At 40.4% G+C, this 22,989-nt stretch carries 20 protein-coding genes; 19 read left to right on the forward strand and 1 reads right to left on the reverse strand.

Annotated features, from left to right (window positions below; genetic code table 11):
- Positions 1-134: 134 nt before the first annotated feature.
- The 17 genes from AC4NPH_RS13420 (at position 135) to AC4NPH_RS13500 (ending at position 20,686) form a co-directional block, all read left to right on the forward strand.
- Entirely contained in the window at positions 135-2,204 is a 2,070-nt protein-coding gene (locus AC4NPH_RS13420) for a sigma-54 interaction domain-containing protein (RefSeq protein WP_013059127.1), read from the forward strand.
- 238 nt (positions 2,205-2,442) lie between these two features.
- Entirely contained in the window at positions 2,443-3,354 is a 912-nt protein-coding gene (yqiS, locus tag AC4NPH_RS13425) for a phosphate butyryltransferase (RefSeq protein WP_013059126.1), read from the forward strand.
- Positions 3,355-3,366: 12 nt separating this feature from the next.
- Complete coding sequence (gene bcd, locus AC4NPH_RS13430; protein ID WP_013059125.1) at positions 3,367-4,470, forward strand: branched-chain amino acid dehydrogenase; 1,104 nt, start codon at positions 3,367-3,369, stop codon at positions 4,468-4,470.
- Positions 4,471-4,566: 96 nt separating this feature from the next.
- Positions 4,567-5,646 (forward strand): butyrate kinase, encoded by a 1,080-nt coding sequence (gene buk / locus AC4NPH_RS13435; protein WP_371388668.1) that lies wholly within the window; start codon positions 4,567-4,569, stop codon positions 5,644-5,646.
- Between the two features lie 28 nt (positions 5,647-5,674).
- Positions 5,675-7,096 carry a dihydrolipoyl dehydrogenase gene (gene lpdA / locus AC4NPH_RS13440; protein ID WP_063672662.1) on the forward strand — a complete coding sequence of 474 codons (1,422 nt, stop codon included), beginning with the start codon at positions 5,675-5,677 and terminating at the stop codon, positions 7,094-7,096.
- A 20-nt stretch (positions 7,097-7,116) separates the two neighbouring features.
- Positions 7,117-8,109, forward strand: coding sequence for a thiamine pyrophosphate-dependent dehydrogenase E1 component subunit alpha (locus AC4NPH_RS13445; RefSeq protein ID WP_013084976.1), 993 nt, complete (start codon positions 7,117-7,119; stop codon positions 8,107-8,109).
- Between the two features lie 12 nt (positions 8,110-8,121).
- Positions 8,122-9,105, forward strand: coding sequence for an alpha-ketoacid dehydrogenase subunit beta (locus tag AC4NPH_RS13450; protein WP_013059121.1), 984 nt, complete (start codon positions 8,122-8,124; stop codon positions 9,103-9,105).
- A gap of 15 nt (positions 9,106-9,120) precedes the next feature.
- Entirely contained in the window at positions 9,121-10,380 is a 1,260-nt protein-coding gene (locus tag AC4NPH_RS13455) for a dihydrolipoamide acetyltransferase family protein (RefSeq protein ID WP_013059120.1), read from the forward strand.
- Between the two features lie 259 nt (positions 10,381-10,639).
- Positions 10,640-12,676: a methylmalonyl-CoA mutase family protein gene (locus AC4NPH_RS13460; RefSeq protein WP_063672658.1), complete on the forward strand. Its 2,037-nt coding sequence runs from the start codon at positions 10,640-10,642 to the stop codon at positions 12,674-12,676.
- Positions 12,669-14,819: a methylmalonyl-CoA mutase gene (gene scpA / locus AC4NPH_RS13465; RefSeq protein WP_491938789.1), complete on the forward strand. Its 2,151-nt coding sequence runs from the start codon at positions 12,669-12,671 to the stop codon at positions 14,817-14,819. The genes AC4NPH_RS13460 and scpA overlap by 8 nt, the downstream gene beginning before the upstream one ends.
- 16 nt (positions 14,820-14,835) lie before the next feature.
- Positions 14,836-15,831, forward strand: a complete 996-nt coding sequence (gene meaB, locus AC4NPH_RS13470; RefSeq protein ID WP_013059117.1) for a methylmalonyl Co-A mutase-associated GTPase MeaB — start codon at positions 14,836-14,838, stop codon at positions 15,829-15,831.
- A gap of 193 nt (positions 15,832-16,024) precedes the next feature.
- Complete coding sequence (locus AC4NPH_RS13475; protein WP_013059116.1) at positions 16,025-16,462, forward strand: BrxA/BrxB family bacilliredoxin; 438 nt, start codon at positions 16,025-16,027, stop codon at positions 16,460-16,462.
- Between the two features lie 281 nt (positions 16,463-16,743).
- The gene (locus AC4NPH_RS13480) at positions 16,744-17,547 is read left to right on the forward strand and encodes a transporter substrate-binding domain-containing protein (protein ID WP_029320256.1); all 804 of its coding nucleotides are present in this window, start codon (positions 16,744-16,746) and stop codon (positions 17,545-17,547) included.
- A gap of 31 nt (positions 17,548-17,578) precedes the next feature.
- Positions 17,579-18,238, forward strand: coding sequence for an amino acid ABC transporter permease (locus AC4NPH_RS13485; protein WP_013059114.1), 660 nt, complete (start codon positions 17,579-17,581; stop codon positions 18,236-18,238).
- On the forward strand, positions 18,231-18,953 hold the full coding sequence (locus tag AC4NPH_RS13490) for an amino acid ABC transporter ATP-binding protein (RefSeq protein WP_013059113.1): 723 nt from the start codon (positions 18,231-18,233) through the stop codon (positions 18,951-18,953). The genes AC4NPH_RS13485 and AC4NPH_RS13490 overlap by 8 nt, the downstream gene beginning before the upstream one ends.
- Positions 18,954-19,112: 159 nt before the next feature.
- The gene (locus AC4NPH_RS13495) at positions 19,113-20,063 is read left to right on the forward strand and encodes an aromatic acid exporter family protein (RefSeq protein ID WP_098314829.1); all 951 of its coding nucleotides are present in this window, start codon (positions 19,113-19,115) and stop codon (positions 20,061-20,063) included.
- A gap of 98 nt (positions 20,064-20,161) precedes the next feature.
- Positions 20,162-20,686, forward strand: coding sequence for a L,D-transpeptidase (locus tag AC4NPH_RS13500; protein ID WP_013059111.1), 525 nt, complete (start codon positions 20,162-20,164; stop codon positions 20,684-20,686).
- Positions 20,687-20,761: 75 nt separating this feature from the next.
- On the opposite strand, the gene prli42 is transcribed toward AC4NPH_RS13500, so the two are convergent.
- Complete coding sequence (gene prli42 / locus AC4NPH_RS13505; RefSeq protein ID WP_149917156.1) at positions 20,762-20,857, reverse strand: stressosome-associated protein Prli42; 96 nt, start codon at positions 20,855-20,857, stop codon at positions 20,762-20,764.
- A gap of 150 nt (positions 20,858-21,007) precedes the next feature.
- Here prli42 and mce point away from each other — a divergent pair, with 150 nt between their 5' ends.
- Both mce and AC4NPH_RS13515 read left to right on the forward strand, forming a co-directional pair.
- A complete protein-coding gene (gene mce / locus AC4NPH_RS13510) occupies positions 21,008-21,433 on the forward strand; it encodes a methylmalonyl-CoA epimerase (RefSeq protein ID WP_013059110.1) in 426 nt (141 codons plus the stop codon).
- Positions 21,426-22,976 (forward strand): acyl-CoA carboxylase subunit beta, encoded by a 1,551-nt coding sequence (locus AC4NPH_RS13515; protein ID WP_013059109.1) that lies wholly within the window; start codon positions 21,426-21,428, stop codon positions 22,974-22,976. Before mce ends, AC4NPH_RS13515 begins: the two co-directional genes overlap by 8 nt.
- Positions 22,977-22,989 lie beyond the last annotated feature (13 nt).

Below are 22,989 nucleotides of genomic sequence, written 5' to 3' on the forward strand. Positions count from 1 at the left end.
ACATTAACGAACCGTTATACTTGAATCATAAAAGAACTAAATAAATTGTCAAGAGCGTTTCTTTTTTTATATGATAGGTATATGCAATATTTTGCACGGAATATATACATATTAAGTAGAAAAGGTGAAAAAATATGCAAAATGTGTTGATTGTTGGAGGAGGAAAAGGCGGATTAGCTATTCTGAAAATCTTGTTGGAAACAGAATTTATGAAAGTGATTGGTGTAGTAGACGTACGAGCTAACGCGCCGGCTGTTTTGCATGCGCAAGAACAAGATATTTCAACCGGAATGAATTGGGAGCCTTATATGACAAAGCAGCTCGATGTCATTGTTGAAACAACAGGTAAACAAGGCGTCTTTCAACAATTGCAAAGAAGCAAACCCGCTGATGCACTGGTAGTGCCGGGATTGGTTGCTGAAATTATGGCCAATCTGATGGAGGAAAAAGAAGAGTTAATTCAGCGGTTAAAGCAAGAATCGTATAAATATGATCTTATTTTTAACGCGGCTCATGATGCGATGGTCGTGATTGATAGGAATGGATATATTACGCTATTTAATCAAAGTGCTGAGCGTTTGACGAACTTTTCACACAGAGATGTAATTGGTAAGCATCTTCATAAAGTCATTCCAAATAGTAAACTTGTTGATGTTCTTCATACAAAAACGATTGATCAAAATAGTGAATTTGTGTTAGATAGCGGACGCAAGGTAATTACGACTAGAATACCAATACTCGACGAGAATGGAGAGCTGTTTGGGGCCTTTTCGATTTTTAAAGATATTACGGACGTTGTCGGATTGGCAGAAGAAGTTACGAACTTAAAAGAAGTACAAACTATGCTTCAAGCTATTATTCAATCTTCTGAAGAAGCTATTTCCGTTGTAGATGAAGAAGGAAGAGGGATTTTAATTAATCCTGCTTATACGAGAATTACGGGTTTAAAAAAGACGGATATTATTGGTCAGCCCGCGACTGCCGATATCTCTGAAGGAGACAGTATGCACATGAAGGTGCTGCAAACAAGGCGTCCTGTTCGAGGTGTAAGGATGAGGCTCGGTCCGAGTAAAAGAGACGTAGTTGTGAATGTTGCACCCGTTATTGTTGATGGAAAATTAAAAGGCAGCGTTGGCGTTATTCATGATATGTCTGAAATTCAAGAGCTTACAAATGAACTCAAAAGAGCGCGTCAAATTATCCGAACGCTTGAAGCGAAATATTCATTTGCTGATATCATTGGTCAATCTGAAGAGTTTCAGTTAGCAATTGAGCAGGCTAGACTTGCTGCTAAAACACCAGCTACTGTTTTGCTTAGAGGTGAATCTGGGACGGGTAAAGAGTTGTTTGCACATGCTATTCATAATGCGAGCAGCCGAAAGTTTAATAAATTTGTCCGGATTAACTGTGCTGCGCTTTCTGAGTCTTTGCTTGAAAGTGAACTTTTTGGGTACGAAGAAGGAGCTTTTTCCGGGGCAAAAAGAGGCGGGAAACGCGGCGTTTTTGAAGAAGCCAATAACGGTAGCATCTTTTTAGATGAAATCGGGGAGCTCTCAGCTCATATGCAGGCTAAGCTGCTTCGGGTTCTTCAAGAAAAAGAGCTTATTCGCGTTGGAGGAACGACTCCTATTCCGGTGAATGTTCGCGTTATTGCAGCTACGAATGTGAATTTAGAAAAAGGAATGGCTGATGGGAGCATCAGACAGGACTTGTATTATCGGCTAAACAAAATTCCGATTCACATACCTCCACTTCGGAAGAGAAAAGAGGATATTGGTGCGCTTGTTACACACTTAATTACAAAAATTAATCAAGATTACGGCCGACATGTTGAAGGAGTAACAGAGCGGGCTTTACAGTCATTAAGATCATACGACTGGCCAGGAAATGTCAGAGAGCTTGAAAACATATTAGGTAGAGCGATTATTTATATGCACTATACAGAAACAATGATTGATTCTGTTCATCTCCCTTCACTTGAAGGCAAGGGCAATAAAGAAAAAAATCAGGTGAATGAAGAGGTAATGTTCGAAGGGAAGACTTTAGCGCACATGATGGAAAATTACGAAGCGGAACTTATTCAAAAAGTGCTGCTTGCAAACGAGTATAACCGAACGAAAACAGCAAAACAGCTTAATATTTCCCTGCGTTCTTTGTATTATAAGTTGGAAAAATACAATCTTGCAAATAACAGCATGCAATAAAATGCATGGTGTGCAATTTGTTGCATATAAATAAAGAGGTATTCTTTTTTTCTATTTGTTGTTAGAATCAATAAAAAAATTTTTTTGTGCGTAAGAAAGGATATAAGCAGCTATATTATGTAATATATGCAGAGGATGGCACAAATCTTGCATGTATTTTAGGTGACTGCATAAACGCGCAGTATGCTCTTTAAAACGGAGCAAACGAAAGAATGAAAAAGGAGAGGTCGAACATTCCATGACTCTTGCTACCATCTTATCTCGGGTTGCTAAGCAGTCTTCTTTGACTGTTGCTGTTGCTGCAGCTGAAGACTTAGAAACAATTGAGGCAGTGTATGAAGCTGTGTCAAGGGAAGTTTCTGAATTTATTTTGTTTGGCAACGAAACGACAATTAATGAATTATTCAGGCAGTACCGCCCATCCTTACTCACTCATAAGGCTGTGACGGTCGTACATACGGAGTCCGTTTTAGAAGCGGCTCAATTGGCTGTGCGTTCAGTTCAGCAAGGTCAAGCTCATATCGTAATGAAAGGGAATTTATCCACATCGCTTATCTTAAAAGCTGTGTTAAATAAAGAGCATGGTTTGCGTACGGGAAATGTTTTATCACATGTAGCTGTGTTTGACGTTCCTCACTATGACCGTCCGATTCTTGTAACAGACGCAGCTATGAATATTACGCCATCTCTGGAAGAGAAAGTTCAAATCATTCAAAATGCGGTGAACGTTGCCCACTCTATTGGGGTAGAGATGCCAAAGGTAGCTCCTATTGCAGCGGTTGAAGTTGTGAACCCTTTGATGCCTGCAACAGTAGAGGCTGCGCTTCTTACACAGATGAACCGCAGAGGACAAATTAAAGGCTGCGTTATTGATGGACCTTTAGCACTCGACAATGCCATTAACATAGAAGCAGCCAAGCAAAAAGGCATTCAAAGTGAAGTTGCCGGTCAAGCAGATATATTACTCGTTCCAGCAATTGAAACAGGGAACGTCTTATATAAATCCCTCATTTATTTTGCTAAAGCAAAAGTTGGAGCTATTCTAGCAGGAGCAAAAGCTCCGGTCGTCTTAACATCCAGAGCAGATTCATCAGAAAGTAAATTATACTCACTGGCGCTTGCTATCAGCGTCGCCCAACAGAATTCTTAGGAGGCACTAACAATGAAAATTTTTGACTATATGGAAACATACGATTACGAGCAGTTATTATTTTGCCAAGATAAAGATTCAGGCTTAAAAGCCATTATTGCGATTCACGATACAACAATTGGACCAGCTCTAGGCGGTACGAGAATGTGGACATATGAATCAGAAGAGGCTGCAATTGAAGATGCGCTTCGTCTATCACGCGGAATGACTTATAAAAATGCAGCAGCAGGCTTGAATTTAGGAGGAGGGAAAACGGTTATTATCGGAGATCCTCGCAAAGACAAAAATGAAGCGATGTTCCGTGCATTTGGTCGCTTTATTCAAGGGTTAAATGGTCGATATATTACAGCAGAAGATGTGGGCACAACGGTAGAGGATATGGATATTGTATATGAGGAAACGGATTATGTAACGGGTGTATCTCCTGCTTTTGGTTCATCAGGCAATCCATCACCAGTCACAGCCTACGGCGTATACCGAGGAATTAAAGCAGCAGCAAAAGAAGCATTTGGAACAGATATGCTTGAAGGAAAAGTAGTAGCTGTCCAAGGTGTAGGAAACGTAGCGTATAATTTATGCCGCCACCTTCACGAAGAAGGAGCGAAACTTATTGTAACGGATATTAATAAAGAAGCTGTTCAGCGTGCGGTAGAAGAATTTGGTGCGCAAGCAGTAGACCCGAATGATATTTATGGTGTAGAATGTGATATCTATGCTCCTTGTGCACTCGGAGCAACGATTAACGATGAAACGATCCCTCAAATAAAAGCAAAAGTTATTGCAGGGGCAGCTAATAATCAATTGAAAGAAACGCGTCATGGTGATTTAATTCATGAATTAGGCATTGTATATGCACCCGACTATGTTATTAACGCAGGAGGCGTTATTAACGTAGCTGATGAGCTAGTTGGGTATAACCGTGAGCGTGCGCTGAAAAAAGTTGAAGGTATTTATGATAATATTGAAAAGGTAGTTGAAATCTCAAAGCGAGATGGCATTCCAACCTATCTAGCAGCAGATCGCTTAGCTGAAGAAAGAATTGAAAAGCTGCGTCGTTCACGCAGTCAATTTTTACAAAATGGACAGCATATTTTAAGTAGACGTCATACGCGCTAATGTTTGAGCTGAAGGCTAGGCAAAAGGAATAAATGAAATCCTTTCGACCTAGCCTTCGTTTATGAGAATGATAAGGTAGGAGGACATGTGTTGGATATGCACGAATATCGAATGCTGATAATAAATCCGGGTTCAACGTCCACAAAAATTGGCGTGTTTCACAACGATAAACCAATTTTTGATCGAACAATCCGCTACGATTCACAGCAAATGAATCAGTTTGAGACGATATATGCACAGTATGAGTTCCGTAAAAACTCGATTTTAGAGGCACTTGATGAAGAAGGGATTAATTTATCTAAATTAAGTGCAGTATGTGGAAGAGGAGGGCTTTTACGCCCGATTGAAGGCGGCACATATGAAGTAAATCAAGCCATGCTCAAAGATTTAAAAGACGGTTATGCCGGCCATCATGCTTCAAATTTAGGCGGGATTTTAGCGTTTGAGATTGCGTCTGGATTAAATATTCCAGCGTACATTGTTGATCCAGTGGTGGTAGATGAGCTAAGTGACATCGCTCGTATCTCAGGAACTCCTTTTATGGAAAGGAAAAGCATCTTTCACGCGCTGAATCAAAAATCGGTTGCTCGAAAAGTGGCTAAAGAAATGAATAGCACATATGAACAAATGAACGTTATTGTTACCCATATGGGTGGAGGCATTACAGTCGGAGTTCATCAACGCGGAAAAGTAATTGATGTGAACAATGGCCTGCACGGTGACGGTCCTTTTAGTCCAGAGCGCGCTGGCGGTGTACCGGTTGGTGAATTAGTTCGTCTTTGCTTTTCAGGTCAGTATTACCGCGAGGAGATTATGAAAATGCTTGTAGGAAAAGGCGGGCTTGTCGGTTATTTGGGCACATCTGACGTGCAGAAAGTCGAATTGATGGTGAAAAATGGAAACGAAAAAGCTAAGCTTATCTACGAAGCAATGGCTTATCAAATTTCGAAGGAAATTGGAGCTGCCAGTACGGTATTGCATGGAAAAGTAGATGCCATTATTTTAACGGGAGGCATTGCTTATTCAAAAGCGTTTGTTGAGCTGATTATTAATCATGTAAAGTGGATTGCAGATGTCATTGTTTATCCTGGAGAAAATGAGCTTCAAGCGCTAGCTGAAGGGGCTCTACGAGTGCTTACAGGTGAAGAAGAAGTGAAGGAATATAAAGGCGCTTAATAGCGTTTGCAGAAAGGTGTGAAGCAGTGTGGCAAAAGAATATGATTTGGTCATTCTCGGCGGTGGAACCGGAGGGTACGTAGCAGCTATTCGTGCCTCTCAGTTAGGTCTATCGGTAGCGGTTGTGGAAAAAAATAAGTTAGGCGGCACATGCCTGCACGCAGGGTGTATCCCAAGCAAAGCTTTACTAAGAAGTGCAGAAGTCTATCAAACGGCTAAGAAAAGCAGTGAATTTGGCGTAGAAACGTCCAATGTACTATTGAACTATGCACGTGTACAAGAACGAAAGTCAGAAATTGTTTCACAGTTACATAATGGTGTCAAACAGCTAATGAAAAAAGGTAAAATTGAGGTATATGAAGGAATTGGACGTATTTTAGGACCTTCTATTTTTTCTCCTATGCCAGGAACTATCTCCGTCGAATTAAAAAGCGGTGAAGAGAACGAAATGCTTATTCCAAAGAATGTAATTGTCGCAACAGGGTCTCGTCCTAGAACATTACCTGGTTTAACGATTGACGGAGAGAAAGTAATCACTTCAGATGAAGCATTAAAGATGGAAACACTTCCTGCTTCTATTATTATTGTGGGAGGCGGCGTTATCGGAATTGAATGGGCGTCAATGCTCACAGATTTTGATGTTGATGTAACGGTTGTTGAATACAGCGATCGAATTTTACCAACAGAAGATCAAGATATCTCCCGTGAAATGACGAAGCTTTTAAAAGCAAAAGGAGTTAACATTATTACTTCTGCTAAAGTAATGGCTGATACACTGTCTATTGGTGGTCAGGTGAAAATTTCCGCTCAAGTAGGAGGCGATATACAAGAATATGAAGCAGAAAAGCTGCTTGTATCTGTAGGGCGTCAAGCGAATGTCGAAGGAATTGGTCTCGAGAATACCGATATTGTAGTAGAAAACGGTGTGATTGCCACAAATGATTTTTATCAAACGAAAGAATCTCATATCTACGCAATTGGAGATGTGATTGGCGGACTGCAGCTTGCACATGTAGCTTCTCACGAAGGAATTGTAGCTGTTGAGCATTTACATGGTGAAAAGCCTTTGAAGATTGATTATACAACAATCTCTAAATGCGTATACAGCAGCCCGGAGGCAGCAAGTGTAGGATTAACAGAACAAGAAGCAAAACAGCAAGGGTTTCAGCTGAAGGTTGGAAAGTTTCCGTTTAAGGCCGTTGGAAAAGCTCTTGTATATGGAGAGGCAGAGGGATTTGTTAAAATTATTGCTGATGCCGACACAAATGATGTCCTTGGTGTGCATATGATTGGACCTCACGTGACGGATATGATTTCTGAAGCAGGTCTTGCAAAGGTATTGGATGCTACACCATGGGAAATTGCTCATACCATTCATCCTCACCCTAGCCTTTCAGAAGCGATGGGAGAAGCTTCATTAGCTGTAGATGGAAAAGCGATTCATTTTTGATGATTAAAGGAGGTTTAAACATGACAAAAAACCGTCATGAATCATTAGGATTAACTGATGAACAAGTACTTGAAATGTACCGCACTATGCTGCTTGCACGAAAAATTGATGAGCGTATGTGGCTATTAAATCGTGCAGGGAAGGTGCCTTTTGTTATTTCATGTCAAGGTCAAGAAGCCGCTCAAGTTGGCGCAGCTTTTGCCTTAAATAGAGAGAATGATTACATATTACCTTATTACCGCGATCTGGGTGTTGTGCTAGCATTTGGAATGACTGCGCGTGATTTAATGCTTTCTGGGTTTGCTAAAGCAGAAGATCCAAACTCAGGAGGTCGTCAAATGCCAGGTCACTTTGGGCATAAGGAAAAGCGAATTGTAACGGGATCTTCTCCAGTTACAACACAGGTGCCTCATGCAGTAGGAATCGCTTTAGCAGGACGATTGGAGAAAAAAGACTTAGTAACGTTTGTTACGTTTGGAGAAGGATCTTCTAACCAAGGAGATTTCCACGAAGGCGCGAACTTTGCAGGTGTTCATAAGCTTCCTGTTATCTTTATGTGTGAAAATAACAAGTATGCGATTTCTGTTCCGGTTGAAAAGCAGCTAGGATGCGCAAAAGTATCTGATCGTGCGATTGGATATGGCATGCCAGGCTACACAATTGATGGAAACGACGTCCTTGAAGTGTACCGAGTGGTAAAAGAAGCAAGAGATCGTGCATCCAGAGGAGAAGGGCCTACTCTTATTGAAACTGTTTCAGAGCGTTTGACTGCCCATTCAAGTGATGACGATGATCGTGCATATCGCGGAGCAGAAGAATTGTCTGAAGCTAAAAAGAGCGATCCGCTTGCGTACTTTGCGACTTATTTAAAAGAGGTTAACGTGTTAACCGATGAACGAGAAAAACAAATGCTTGATGATATTATGAACATCGTTAATGATGCAACAGATTATGCTGAAAACGCTCCTTATGCAGAAGCGGAATCGGCTTTAAAATACGTGTACGGTGAGTAAGGAGGAGAACATATGCCGGTTATTTCATATATTGATGCAGTAACAATGGCCATTCGTGAAGAAATGGAAAGAGATTCCCGCGTGTTTGTATTAGGAGAAGACGTAGGGAAAAAAGGCGGCGTATTTAAAGCAACCAACGGACTGTACGAACAGTTCGGGGAAGAAAGAGTCATTGACACACCTCTTGCAGAGTCTGCTATTGCAGGCGTAGGAATCGGAGCGGCAATGTACGGCATGCGTCCGATTGCTGAAATGCAATTTGCTGATTTTATTATGCCTGCAGTCAATCAAATTGTGTCAGAAGCAGCGAAAATTCGCTATCGTTCTAATAATGATTGGAGTTGTCCAATTACAATTCGAGCTCCTTACGGCGGCGGAGTTCACGGTGCTCTTTATCATTCTCAATCTGTTGAAGCACTATTTGCCAATACGCCAGGGTTAAAGATTGTGATGCCTTCTACGCCTTATGACGTAAAAGGATTATTAAAAGCAGCTATTCGTGATGATGATCCAGTTCTTTTCTTTGAGCATAAGCGTGCGTACCGTTTGATTAAAGGAGAAGTCCCTGAAGATGATTATGTACTTCCGATTGGCAAAGCAGATATAAAGAGAGAAGGAGACGACATCACGGTTATTACATATGGTCTTTGTGTACACTTTGCTCTTCAAGCTGCTGAAAAACTGGAAGCAGACGGTATTTCAGCACACATCTTAGATTTAAGAACGGTCTATCCGCTTGATAAAGAAGCTATTATTGAAGCGGCATCTAAAACAGGTAAGGTCCTGCTTTTAACGGAAGACAACAAAGAAGGCAGCATCATGAGCGAAGTAGCAGCTATTATTGCTGAACACTGCTTATTCGATTTAGATGCGCCAATTCAGCGCCTTGCTGGCCCTGATGTTCCAGCTATGCCGTATGCACCAACAATGGAAAAATATTTTATGGTGAATCCAGATAAAGTAGAAAAAGCAATGAGAGAATTAGCTCAATTTTAAAAGGAGTTGTATCAATTGGCTATTGAAAAAATTACGATGCCGCAGCTCGGTGAAAGTGTAACAGAAGGTACAATTAGCAAATGGCTCGTTTCTGTTGGAGATCACGTAAATAAGTACGACCCGTTAGCTGAAGTCATGACGGATAAAGTAAATGCTGAAGTGCCTTCTTCTTTTAGTGGAACAATTAAAGAGTTAATTGCAGGTGAAGATGATACTTTGCCTGTAGGAGAAGTGATTTGTTTAATTGAAGTAGAAGGAACTGTACCTCAAAAAGAACAGAAAACGTCTGATAAGACTGTAGAAGAATCAGCGTCAAAAACAGCGGACAGTCAATCCAATAAAAGTCGGTACTCTCCAGCTGTTATGCGTCTGTCACAAGAACATAATATTAATTTAGATACCGTGACAGGAACAGGGGCGGGCGGCCGTATTACGAGAAAAGATATTTTAGCTGTTATCGAAAAAGGCGGAGCTGCTGAAGTGAAAGAAACACCTGCATCAACAGTTCAGCCAGAAGCACCTGTAGCGGCAGCTGCTCCAAAAACGCAGCAGCCCGCGCCGGTTGTGTCTGCAGCAGGAGATCAAGAAATCCCTGTTACAGGCGTGCGTAAAGCTATTGCAGCAAATATGCTTCGCAGCAAGCACGAAATTCCGCATGCATGGACAATGGTTGAAGTTGATGTAACGAACTTAGTTTCTTATCGTGATGCATTAAAGACGGAGTTCAAACAAAAAGAGGGTTTTAACTTAACGTATTTTGCGTTCTTCGTAAAAGCAGTGGCTCAAGCTTTAAAAGAATTCCCTCAAATGAATTCAATGTGGGCAGGAGACCGTATTGTTCAGAAAAAAGACATTAATGTGTCCATTGCTGTTGCAACAGACGATGCTTTGTTTGTGCCGGTTATTAAACAAGCCGATGAAAAGACAATCAAAGGCATTGCGCGTGAAATTACAGAGCTCGCGCAAAAAGTTCGTACGGGTTCATTGAAGTCTGAAGACATGCAGGGCGGAACGTTTACTGTTAACAACACAGGCTCATTTGGTTCCGTGCAATCAATGGGGATTATTAATTACCCGCAAGCGGCTATTTTACAAGTAGAATCTATTGTAAAACGTCCGGTTATTATTGATAACATGATTGCTGTTCGAGATATGGTTAACTTATGTTTATCACTTGATCACCGCGTGTTAGACGGCTTGGTGTGCGGCAGATTCTTGGCAAGAGTTAAAGAGATTTTAGAATCTACTTCTAAAGAGAATACGTCTGTCTATTAAAACAGAGGCTGGCACAAAATATTTTAGCTGAAGGAAGATCCGAACGATGAATTGAGATTCTTGATAGAGAATCCAACTCGTTCGGATTTTTTTATGGTGATGGTAAACGTAGGTTAATTATGTCTCGGCCCCTTTTTATTTTGAAGCAATGATTGAACAATTTGTAAAAGATGTATTAAAATAAAAGAAGAATCATCAAACTTCAAAGTGTAATCATCTCGGTTTAGCAGGCAGCTATTAACTGTAAAGGGGCATGGAAATGAAAACAAATACATTATCATTTCATGAATTTACACGTACACCTAAAGAAGATTGGGCACAGGAAGTTAGCAAAAATACCGCGATCTCTTCAAAAGAAACGTTAGAAAACATCTTTTTGAAACCGCTTTATTTCGAAAGTGATACGGCACATTTAGACTACTTACAGCAGAGTCCGGCGGGAATAGATTGTTTAAGAGGAGCCGGTAAAGAATCATACATACTAGGGGAATGGGAAATCACCCAAAAAATCGACTTACCTTCTATTAAAGAAAGCAATAAACTTCTTTTACACAGTTTGAGAAATGGACAAAATACGGCCGCTTTTACATGCAGTGAAGCAATGAGGCAAGGGAAAGACATTGATGAAGCAACTGAAGCTGAAGTAGCCTCAGGCGCTACAATTTCTACTTTAGAGGATGTTGCTCATTTGTTTCAGCATGTAGCTCTTGAAGCGGTGCCTTTATTTTTAAATACGGGATGTACATCCGTTCCACTTCTTTCGTTTCTAAAAGCATACTGTGTTGATCATAACTTTAATATGAGACAGCTAAAAGGAACGGTTGGAATGGATCCGCTCGGCACCCTTGCTGAATATGGAAGAGTTCCACTTTCTACTCGAGATTTATACGATCATTTAGCATACGCAACGCGTTTGGCTCACAGTAATGTTCCAGAGCTCAAAACGATCATTGTATCAAGCATTCCTTACCATAACAGCGGTGCAAACGCTGTTCAAGAACTAGCTTATATGCTTGCTACAGGGGTGCAGTATATTGATGAATGCATAAAACGCGGTTTGTCCTTACATCAAGTTTTACCTCACATGACCTTTTCTTTTTCAGTTAGCTCACATTTATTTATGGAAATATCAAAACTTCGTGCTTTTCGCATGCTTTGGGCAAATGTGGTTCGTGCTTTTGATGACACGGCCGTTTCAGTGCCGTTTATCCATACGGAAACGTCACATCTTACACAGTCTAAAGAAGACATGTATACAAATGCATTAAGGAGCACGGTTCAAGCATTTGCTTCTATTGTAGGAGGAGCGGATAGTCTGCATATTGAACCATATGATTCCGTCACATCTTCATCTTCTCAGTTCGCTCATCGCCTTGCCCGTAACACTCACTTAATTTTGCAGCACGAAACACATATATCAAAAGTAATGGATCCTGCCGGAGGCTCTTGGTACGTTGAAGCCTACACACATGAATTAATGACAAAAGCTTGGGAGTTATTTGGCAACATTGAAGACCACGGCGGAATGGAAGAAGCTTTAAAACAAGGGCGAATTCAAGATGAAGTTGAACAAATGAAAGTAAAAAGACAAGAGGATATAGAGTGCCGAATTGAGCGCTTGATCGGAGTCACACACTATGCTCCTAAGCAACAGGATGCATCTCAAGAGATAAAAAGCACGCCGTTTAAAAAAGAAGAAATAAAAATGGATAAATACAGTGATCAGAACGCTTCGGAATTTTCATCAAATCTTTCGCTAGAGGACTATACAAAGCTAGCATCTAAAGGGGTAACAGCAGGGTGGATGCTAAAACAAATGGCGAAGCAGACACAGCCTGACAGTGTTGTGCCGCTCACTAAGTGGAGAGCAGCAGAGAAGTTTGAAAAAATACGGGTTTATACAAAGGGAATGAGCATTGGCATTATGGAGCTCACCGATCCTAGCAGCCGTAAAAAAGCTGAGATTGCCCGGTCTTTATTTGAAAGTGCAGGCTTTGCGTGTGAAACAATTAAAAACATAGATTCCTATGTGGAGATAGCAGATTGGATGAATGAACAAAAGCACGAAGCATATGTGATCTGTGGAAGTGATGAACTCGTGGAAAAGCTCTTAACAAAAGCGATGACTTATTTTGAGGAAGATTCTGTTTATGTGTACGTAGTAGGGGAAGAACATGTATCACGCAAAACGCAGTGGCAGCAAAAAGGTGTAATGAGCGTCATACATCCTAAGACGAATGTTATTCAATGCGTTAAGAAGTTATTATGTGCTTTGGAGGTAGAAGTTCATGTATAAAAAGCCTTCTTTTTCTAATATTCCATTATCATTTTCAAAGCAGCAAAGAGAAGATGACGTGACTCAAAGTTCATACACTGCTTTTCAAACAAATGAACAAATTGAATTAAAATCAGTGTATACAAAAAAAGACAGAGATAACCTCGACTTTATTCACTTTGCACCTGGTGTCCCACCGTTTGTGAGAGGACCGTATGCAACGATGTATGTGAATCGGCCTTGGACTATTAGACAGTATGCAGGATACTCAACGGCGGAGGAAAGCAATGCCTTTTACCGCCGAAACCTAGCTGCTGGACAGAAAGGGCTGTCTGTTGCTTTTGACCTCGCTACCCACCGCGGCTATGACTCTGATCATCCAAGAGTTGTTGGAGACGTAGGGAAAGCAGGTGTTGCAATTGATTCAATGATGGATATGAAGCAGCTGTTTGAAGGGATTCCGCTTGACCAAATGTCCGTGTCGATGACGATGAACGGGGCGGTGCTTCCTATTTTAGCTTTCTACATCGTAACAGCTGAAGAACAAGGCGTAAAAAAAGAAAAGCTGGCTGGAACGATTCAAAACGATATTTTAAAAGAATATATGGTGCGCAATACATATATTTATCCTCCTGAGATGTCAATGCGAATCATTGCAGATATTTTTAAATATACAGCGGAGTACATGCCGAAATTTAACAGTATCAGTATATCAGGCTATCATATGCAAGAAGCAGGTGCTCCAGCAGACTTAGAGCTTGCTTATACGCTTGCAGATGGACTTGAATATGTACGAACCGGCTTGAAAGCGGGAATTACAATTGACGCATTTGCTCCGAGGCTATCCTTTTTCTGGGCAATTGGAATGAACTATTTTATGGAAGTAGCGAAAATGAGAGCAGGGAGGCTGCTCTGGGCAAAACTAATGAAGCAGTTTGAGCCGGATAATCCTAAATCTCTAGCTCTTAGAACGCATTCTCAAACGTCCGGATGGAGCTTAACGGAGCAGGATCCATTTAATAATGTTATTAGAACATGCGTCGAAGCTCTGGCTGCAGTATCAGGACATACGCAGTCGCTTCATACAAACGCACTGGATGAAGCGATTGCTCTTCCAACTGATTTTTCAGCTAGAATTGCCCGAAATACGCAGCTTTATTTACAAAATGAAACGGAGATTTGTTCCGTTATTGATCCTTGGGGAGGCTCTTATTATGTGGAATCATTAACGAATGAATTAATGATAAAAGCGTGGAAGCACCTTGAAGAAATAGAGCAGCTCGGCGGAATGACAAAAGCAATAGAAGCAGGCGTACCTAAAATGAAGATAGAAGAAGCCGCTGCGCGCAGACAAGCAAGAATAGACTCGCAGGCAGAAATTATTGTAGGTGTGAATCAGTTTCAGCCGGAGCAAGAAGAACCGCTTGATATTCTTGATATTGATAACACAGCAGTTCGAATGAAGCAGCTGGAAAAGTTAAAGAAAATACACAGTGAGCGTAACGAACAAGCGGTAATCGAAGCGCTTAATCGACTGACCAATTGTGCCAAAACAGGTGAAGGGAATCTCCTTGCTTTTGCGGTTGAAGCTGCGAGAGCTAGAGCTACACTAGGTGAAATTTCAGAAGCTATTGAGAAAGTGGCTGGAAGACATCAGGCTATTTCTAAGTCAGTCAGCGGGGTATACAGTGCAGAGTTTGTGCATCGAGATCAAATCGAAGAAGTTCGAAAGCTCACGGCTGAATTTTTAGAGGAAGAAGGAAGACGCCCAAGAATTTTAGTCGCGAAAATGGGGCAAGACGGTCATGACAGAGGATCGAAAGTTATTTCAACAGCCTTTGCTGACCTTGGCTTTGATGTTGATATTGGTCCTTTATTTCAAACGCCTCAAGAAACAGCAAGGCAAGCTGTAGAAAACGACGTACATGTAATTGGCATAAGCTCTTTGGCAGCCGGGCATAAAACGTTACTGCCGCAGCTTGTTGATGAGTTAAAGAAATTAGAGCGCGACGATATCGTTGTTATTGTCGGAGGCGTTATTCCTAAACAAGACTACTCATTTCTTTTAGAACACGGCGCTTCTGCAATCTTTGGACCTGGAACAGTAATCCCAAAAGCGGCCGTTTCCGTCTTACATGAAATAAAGAAACGGTTAGAAGAATAGTTGGTGAAGACAATTGGTGAAATTAAAAACGGTACAAGATTATACACAAGGGCTGCTTGAAGGGAAAAGAACAGCGTTAGCTCAAGCCATTACTTTAATTGAAAGTAAAGCGCCGAAGCATAAAGTAATAGCACAACAGCTGATTAAAGAAATCTATCCTCATACGGGGCATTCAGTGCGCATTGGTTTTACAGGCGTACCCGGAGCAGGAAAAAGTACGCTGATTGACAAATTTGGGTCGTACCTATGCAAAAATGGCCATTCCGTTGCAGTTTTGGCAGTCGATCCAAGCAGTACCTTGTCTGGAGGAAGTATTTTAGGAGATAAAACGAGAATGGAGCTGCTTACCAAACAAGAGAACGCTTTTGTCCGTCCTTCACCTTCTCAAGGAACGCTTGGAGGTGTTCATCTTAAAACGAGAGAAGCCATTTTTCTTTGTGAAGCGGCTGGGTATAACATCATATTTGTCGAAACGATGGGTGTTGGCCAAGGTGAAATGATTGTAAAAGAGATGGTAGACTTCTTTGTTCTGCTTGCTTTGACCGGAGCAGGAGATGATTTGCAAGGAATTAAAAAAGGGCTGCTTGAATGGGTTAATTTGATTTGTGTAAACAAAGCAGACGGGGATAACCGGCTAAAAGCAGAAGTGACTGCAAAAGAATATGAAAGCGTCATCGGTTTCCTTCACGGTCATTCTGGAGGGTGGAACCCACAGGTCATCACAACTTCTGCTTATGAAGAAGCATCGTTTCAAGACTTGTGGAAGATAATTTGTGACTATAAGGAATGGATGAATAAAAATGATCTGTTTTATACAGTAAGGCGAAAGCAAATGAAGGCATGGTTACAAGCAAGTGTTAATGAATATTTACAAGAATCATTTTATGGACATCCTTTAGTTAAGCAAACGTTAGGGGATGTTGAAAAACAAATGATGACGGGAGATGTCACAATGGCTGAAGCTCTCGAACGCTTGATTAAAACCTACCAGCAGGCGATGAAGGAAATATAAAAAAGGATCCTGCATTTTATGCGGATCCTTCTACACTAGGGAGTTAAGAGTATGGTTTTCTAGCTGTAAAAATAGTATCACCATTTCTTTTCTTGTTTAATCTTGATTACCAAGAAAAAATGAGTCAAAGCAATCGCCTTTTTAGTTTTCGTTTGCTATGATAAAGAATAGATAGCAAAAGGGAGGTATGAAAATGAATATCGATTTTAACTTGTTTATGAACGACGTTGTTCGTCAAGCCCGTAAAGAAATTACAGCTGCTGGTTATACAGAATTAACGACGGCTGAAGCGGTAGATGAAACGTTTAAAAAGCCTGGTACAACGCTTGTAATGGTGAATTCAGTCTGCGGTTGTGCAGGAGGTATTGCAAGACCAGCTGCAGCGCACGCTGTACATTATGATAAACGTCCAACAAACTTGGTTACAGTATTTGCTGGGCAAGATAAAGAAGCAACTGCGCGTGCACGCGAATACTTTGAAGGTTATCCGCCTTCGTCTCCATCTTTCGCCTTATTAAAAGACGGAAAAATTATCACAATGGTAGAACGTCACGAAATTGAAGGCCACGAGCCAATGTCAGTTGTGATGAAGCTGCAAGAAGCATTCGAACAGCATTGTGAAGAAGTGTAAGAGAGAAGCCGTTTTAAACGGCTTCTTTTTTTATGCGTTTTTTTACCTATCTGTATGCAGGCTTTCTAGAGAGTGGAAAATGTTGAGAAAAGGTATTTTCAAATAGTGAAACTTATATTTAAAAAAGATATTGCATATTTATAACATTGTGTTAAAATACATTTATATGAATATATATTTAAATTTCGACATTTACTTGCAATAGTAAAAAACTTATTTCATAATATTATTAATTTTTAAAAAATAATGTAAGGAATAAACTAGGGGGAACGAAGATGAAATTGAAGAAGTGGTTATCGGTAACGGCAATTGGTCTTTTAACAGCAGGCGTTTTAGCTGCATGCGGAGCAGGAGAAGGAACGTCTAATGGCGGAGCAAGCAGCGACGACAAAGATAAAAAAGTACTAGTAATGGGAACATCAGCAGATTACCCACCATTTGAATATATTGATACGGCAAAAGGTGATAGTGAAGCAATCGGATTTGACGTAGATTTAGCAAAAGCAATCGGTAAAAAGTTAGGTTATGACGTACAGGTGAAGGATATGGAATTTGGCGGATTAATTCCAGCTTTACAATCTAATAAAGTCGATTTAGTTTTAGCTGGTATGACGCCAACTGAAAAGCGTAAAAAGAACGTGGACTTCTCAGACGTATATTATGAAGCAAAAAACATGATTGTATCGAAGAAAGATGCGCCAATTAAAAATGCAGAAGAACTAAAAGGGAAAACAGTCGGTGTACAAACTTCTTCTATCCAAGCAGACGAAGCAAAAGAAATTGCAAAAGAAGTTGACGGAGTAAATGTAACAACGCGTGACCGTATTCCAGAACTAATTCAAGAAATGAAATCAAATCGTATCGATGCAGCGATTATTGAAGATACAGTAGCTAAAGGGTATGTGAACAAAGACAAAAGCTTGCAAATGTCTGATACAGGACGTCCAGATTCAAGTAAAGGATCAGCAATCGCATTTCCTAAAGACAGCAAGCTAACGAATGACTTTAACCGTGAATTAAAGAAAATGAAAGAAAACGGTGAATTAGATAAATTAATCGTTAAGTGGTTTGACGACCAAAAATAAGAATGATAGTTAGAGAGGAATGGAACTAGGCATGAATTTGGATTTTTCGCAAATCGTGCCTTCTATGCCTTATATTTTAAAAGGGATAGGGGTAACGATACAGATAGTCCTAGCTTCAGCAATTTTAGGGTTTGTGCTGGGAGTTATTTTATCTTTATGTAAAATCAGCCGCAATAAACCTCTTCAATGGTTTGCGGATGCATATACGTCCGTGTTTCGCGGAACACCGCTAGTACTGCAATTATTATTAATATACTTTGGATTACCTCAGCTGCTCGGTTTTGATATTGCCCCGTTTCCAGCGGCCGTTGCTGCGTTCGGGCTAAACTCTGCAGCATATATATCTGAAATTATTCGCGCTGGTATTTTAGCTGTTGATAAAGGACAGCGTGAAGCGGCATTAGCGTTAGGAATTCCTTATCGCCGCATGATGGGACAAATTATTTTGCCACAGGCACTTAAAAATATTTTACCTGCTTTAATGAATGAGTTCATTACATTAACAAAGGAATCAGCTATCGTTACAGTTATTGGAGCACTCGACATTATGCGCCGTGCTTACATTGTAGGTGGAGAAAAATTCGCCTACCTTGAACCGTTAATTTTTGCAGGGTTGATTTATTATGTAATGGTAATGGGCTTAACGCTCCTTGGTAAAGCAGTCGAGAGGAGAATGAGAAAAGGTGATTAACGTTGAAAATTTACACAAATCATTTGGTAAAAATGAAGTTTTAAAAGGTATTTCAACTACGATTAAAGAAAAAGAAGTCGTAGCTGTTATTGGCCCTTCTGGTTCTGGTAAATCTACTTTTTTACGCTGTATGAACCTGCTTGAAGAACCGACGAGCGGAGTAGTTTCAATTAACGGTCAAGTGATTACAGATAAAAAAACAAACATTATGCGTGTGCGTGAAAACGTAGGAATGGTATTTCAGCATTTTCACTTGTTTCCACATATGACAGTGCTTGAAAATTTGACGTATGCTCCGATGACGGTAAAAGGCGTGTCAAGAGAAACGGCTGTTGCTAAAGGCAAAGAATTACTCCAAAAAGTGGGACTTGCTCAAAAAGCCAACGAGTTTCCAAATCGCTTATCGGGCGGTCAAAAGCAGCGTGTAGCTATTGCCAGAGCACTGGCAATGGAGCCGAAAGTGATGCTGTTTGACGAACCAACCTCAGCATTAGATCCAGAGATGGTAAAAGAAGTACTAGATGTAATGAAGTCGCTAACAGAAACAGGAATGACGATGGTCATTGTAACGCATGAAATGGGATTTGCACGAGAAGTAGCGGATCGTGTGCTGTTTTTAGACGGCGGTGTTCTTGTTGAAGATGCGCCTCCGGCTGAATTTTTCTCAGCGCCTAAAAGCAAGCGTGCTAAAGATTTCTTAGAAAAGATTTTATAATAAAAAAGTGCAGGAAGAGTACGATCTTTTCTGCACTTTTTTTATTGGAATTTATACGGTACAGCAAGATTTAAGGTTGTGTTATTTTTCTATTCGTGTTAATAAAGAATAGAGTATTTTATCACACTAAAAAGAAACCAACATGTAGGAGTCTAGAAAATGAAATTTAAAATTGGGTACCGGACAATTAAAACAGCCGTCGGTACATCACTGGCTATTATTATAGCTCAGTTCTTTCACCTCGAGTTTTTTGTATCAGCTGGAATTATCACCATTTTGTGCATTCAAAATTCAAAGAAAAAATCGTTGCGAAGTGCAAGCGATCGTTTTATTGCTTGTTCTTTATCCATTCTGTTTTCGTTTATATTCTTTGAAGGGATTGCTTATCATCCACTTGTTATAGGACTGATGCTGCTTTTGTTTATCCCGGTTACGGTTATATTCAAAGTTAATGCAGGCATTGTTACAAGCTCCGTTATTTTGCTTCATATTTACTCCAAAGGAAATATGACATGGGGAATCGTCTTTAATGAACTTGGCTTAATTGTAATTGGGATAGGTGTTGCCCTGCTTGTGAATTTATACATGCCAAGTTTAGATCAAGAGCTTCGCACGTATCAGCAAGAAATTGAAGAAAATTTCCGGTCGATGTTAAAAGAAATTGCCCTGTATCTCAGAACCAATGACAGCAGTTGGGACGGTAAGGAAATTGCAGATACGGTAAAAATTTTAGAAAGAGCAAAAAGCCTTGCGTTTCGTGATGTAGAAAATCATTTTGTGCGTGGGGAAAATTATTATTACCGCTATTTTAAAATTCGTGAAAAACAGCTTGAAATCATTGAGCGTACGCTTCCTCTCATTACCGCTATTGATTTGGTGGTAGAACAGCGCTACATGATTGCCGATTTCATTGAAGAATTAAGTCTATCCATCCACCCCGGTAATACAGCAAAATTATTTTTAGCCAAACTTCAGCATTTACGAGAAGCATTTGCAGAGATGCCGCTTCCCAAAACACGGGAAGAGTTTGAAGCGCGTGCCGATTTACTGCACGTAGTCAAAGAAATTGAACAATATTTGGTTATTAAACAAACCTTAAAAATAAGCTAAACAGCATGCATGTTGTTTAGCTTGCTTACGAACACTAAATAAGACAAGAGATATCTCTCTTGTCTTTTACTTAGGACTAACGTAAGGTGGTGGATTACATGCATGTGTTTGCTTTTATCCTTTTACTACTATCTCCAGTTTGGCCATTAGGAGAAAATCCGTTGCCAAATGATCCTTATATTATTATTAATAAACAGAGCAATGAGCTTGCTTATATTCAAAATAAAGAAATTAAACAAATTATTAAAGTAGCAACGGGGAAAACAGTTAATCTGACGCCCGAAGGGGAGTTCACGGTAACAGTAAAAGCTGTTAATCCTTATTATCGGAGAAATAATATTGAAGGAGGCGCTCCTCAAAATCCTCTAGGTGTAAGGTGGATTGGGTTTGATGCAAGAGAGACTGACGGACGTATTTATGGCATTCACGGTACAAATCAGCCGGATTCCATCGGTAAATATGTATCGAATGGCTGTATTCGCGTAGAAAATCGTGAAGTAAGCCATTTATATGATCAAGTCCCGTTAGGTACAAAAGTCTGGATTGTATCTACAGATCAATCTTTTGAAGAGTTAGCCGCTCAAAAAGGCATTGTGAATATACAGCAAAAGACTGGTGACTAGTCACCAGTCTTTTTTATATGTTTGCATTGCACAAAGAAGCAGCAGTGCATCTATGTTTTTAGTCATCAGTCTCGATTAAAACCACATGGCAAGTCCCGCTAAAAGCGTAGATATTAACATGACAAGAAGCATTAAAAACACAATGGTTTTTTGGATTTTCTTATTAGACATACAACCAAAGTCCTCCTACACGTTTTTTTCTTATTTTACATGTCTTCCGCTGCTTAGACAAGCAACTTTCTGTAGATACGCCAGCAGGAGATTTCTTTTGTTTTCAAGAATATGTGTAAATGAAAACGCTTTTTTAAAAGAGGTGAGAAAGTGATAAAAGGAATTGATCACATAGGAATAGCTGTAAAATCAATTGAAGGCAGCCTCTCTTTTTATGAAAAAGTATTAGGGCTGTCTCTATTAAAAGTAGAAGAAGTAGAAGAACAAGGAGTAAAAGTTGCTTTTATTCAGTGCGGCAACGTAAAAATCGAATTATTAGAGCCGCTCTTTGAAGACAGTGCAGTCGGCGCGTTCATCCAAAAGAGAGGTGAAGGTCTTCATCATGTGGCTTTAGGTGTGCGCACGATTGAAGAACGGATTAACGAGTTAAAGGAAAAGGGTGTACAAATGATTGACGATGTTCCGAGAAAAGGCGCAGGGGAAGCATCCATTGCTTTTTTGCATCCAAAGTCAGCAAACGGTGTTCTTTATGAGCTCTGTGAAAAAACACTAGAGGAGGAGAAGAAACATGGTTGACATTTATGATAAATTAAATGAATTGTACGATAAGCGCCGGAAGATCGAGTTAGGCGGTGGGGACGAAAAAATTGAAAAACAGCACCATAAAGGGAAACTAACGGCACGCGAACGAATTGAAATTCTTTTGGATGAACATACATTTGTCGAATTAAATCCATTTATTGAACATCGGTGTGCGGATTTCAGTATGAATAATCAAGTAGGACCAGGAGACGGGGTAGTAACAGGTTACGGCAAGATAAACGGTCGCTCAGTCTATTTGTTTTCGCAAGATTTTACGGTATTCGGAGGCGCGTTAGGTGAAATGCATGCTAAAAAAATTGCGCACGTAATGGACTTAGCTGCTAAAACAGGCGTGCCGTTTATTGGGTTAAATGATTCAGGCGGGGCTCGTATTCAAGAGGGCGTCATGTCTCTTGATGGATACGGTCATATTTTTTATCGAAATGCCATTTATTCGGGTGTCATGCCTCAAATATCTGTTATTATGGGGCCTTGTGCAGGCGGAGCCGTGTACTCACCGGCGATTACGGACTTTGTTTTTATGGTAGAAGAAACAAGTCAAATGTTCATTACAGGACCAAAAGTAATTGAAACGGTAACGGGAGAAAGCATTTCCTCAGAAAATCTTGGAGGAGCAGCTGTTCATAACGAAATTAGCGGTAATGCCCATTTTAGAGGTGCAACAGAACAAGAGGTGCTAGAACAAGTACGAATGCTCTTAAGCTACCTTCCTCAGTCTAGCCAAGAGCAGCCTCCTTTAGCCTCAAAGGCAGAGTGTGATCATTATCGTCCGGATTTATTAGACGTTGTCCCGTTTGATGCCGTGCGCCCTTACGATGTGCGTCAAGTCATTCACCAAGTAGTGGACGAGCACTCATTTTTTGAAGTGCAAAAAGACTTTGCAAGAAATATTGTCATTGGTTTTGCCCGCATAGATGGAAAAGTTGTCGGACTTGTGTGTAACCAGCCTAAAGTAATGGCAGGCAGTTTAGATATTAACTCCTCAGATAAAGCAGCAAGGTTTATTCGATTTTGCGATTCATTTAATATCCCACTTATTACATTTGAAGATGTTACAGGTTTTTTCCCAGGTATCAAGCAGGAACATGGCGGAATTATACGTCATGGTGCTAAAATTTTATATGCATACTCTGAAGCTACCGTTCCGAAAATCACGGTGATTTTGCGAAAGGCGTACGGCGGTGCATACGTAGCTTTAAATAGTAAATCGATTGGAGCGGACCTTGTGTATTCGTGGCCGAATGCCGAAATCGCTGTTATGGGTCCTCAAGGTGCTGCAAATATTATCTTTGCAAACGACATTCGAGGTAGCGAAAACCCAGATGAAACAAGACACGAAAAAATTGAACAGTATCGCGAGAAATTTGCTAATCCTTACGTAGCGGCAAGCGCTGGAATGGTGGATGATGTTATTGATCCTAGGGAAACGCGAATAAAATTAATACAAGCGCTTGAAATGTTGCACAATAAAAAGGAAGAGCGTCCAGCAAAGAAACATGGTAACATACCATTGTAGGTTATTTTTGGAG

This window comes from Priestia sp. MDV22-iso46 (genome assembly GCF_058629175.1).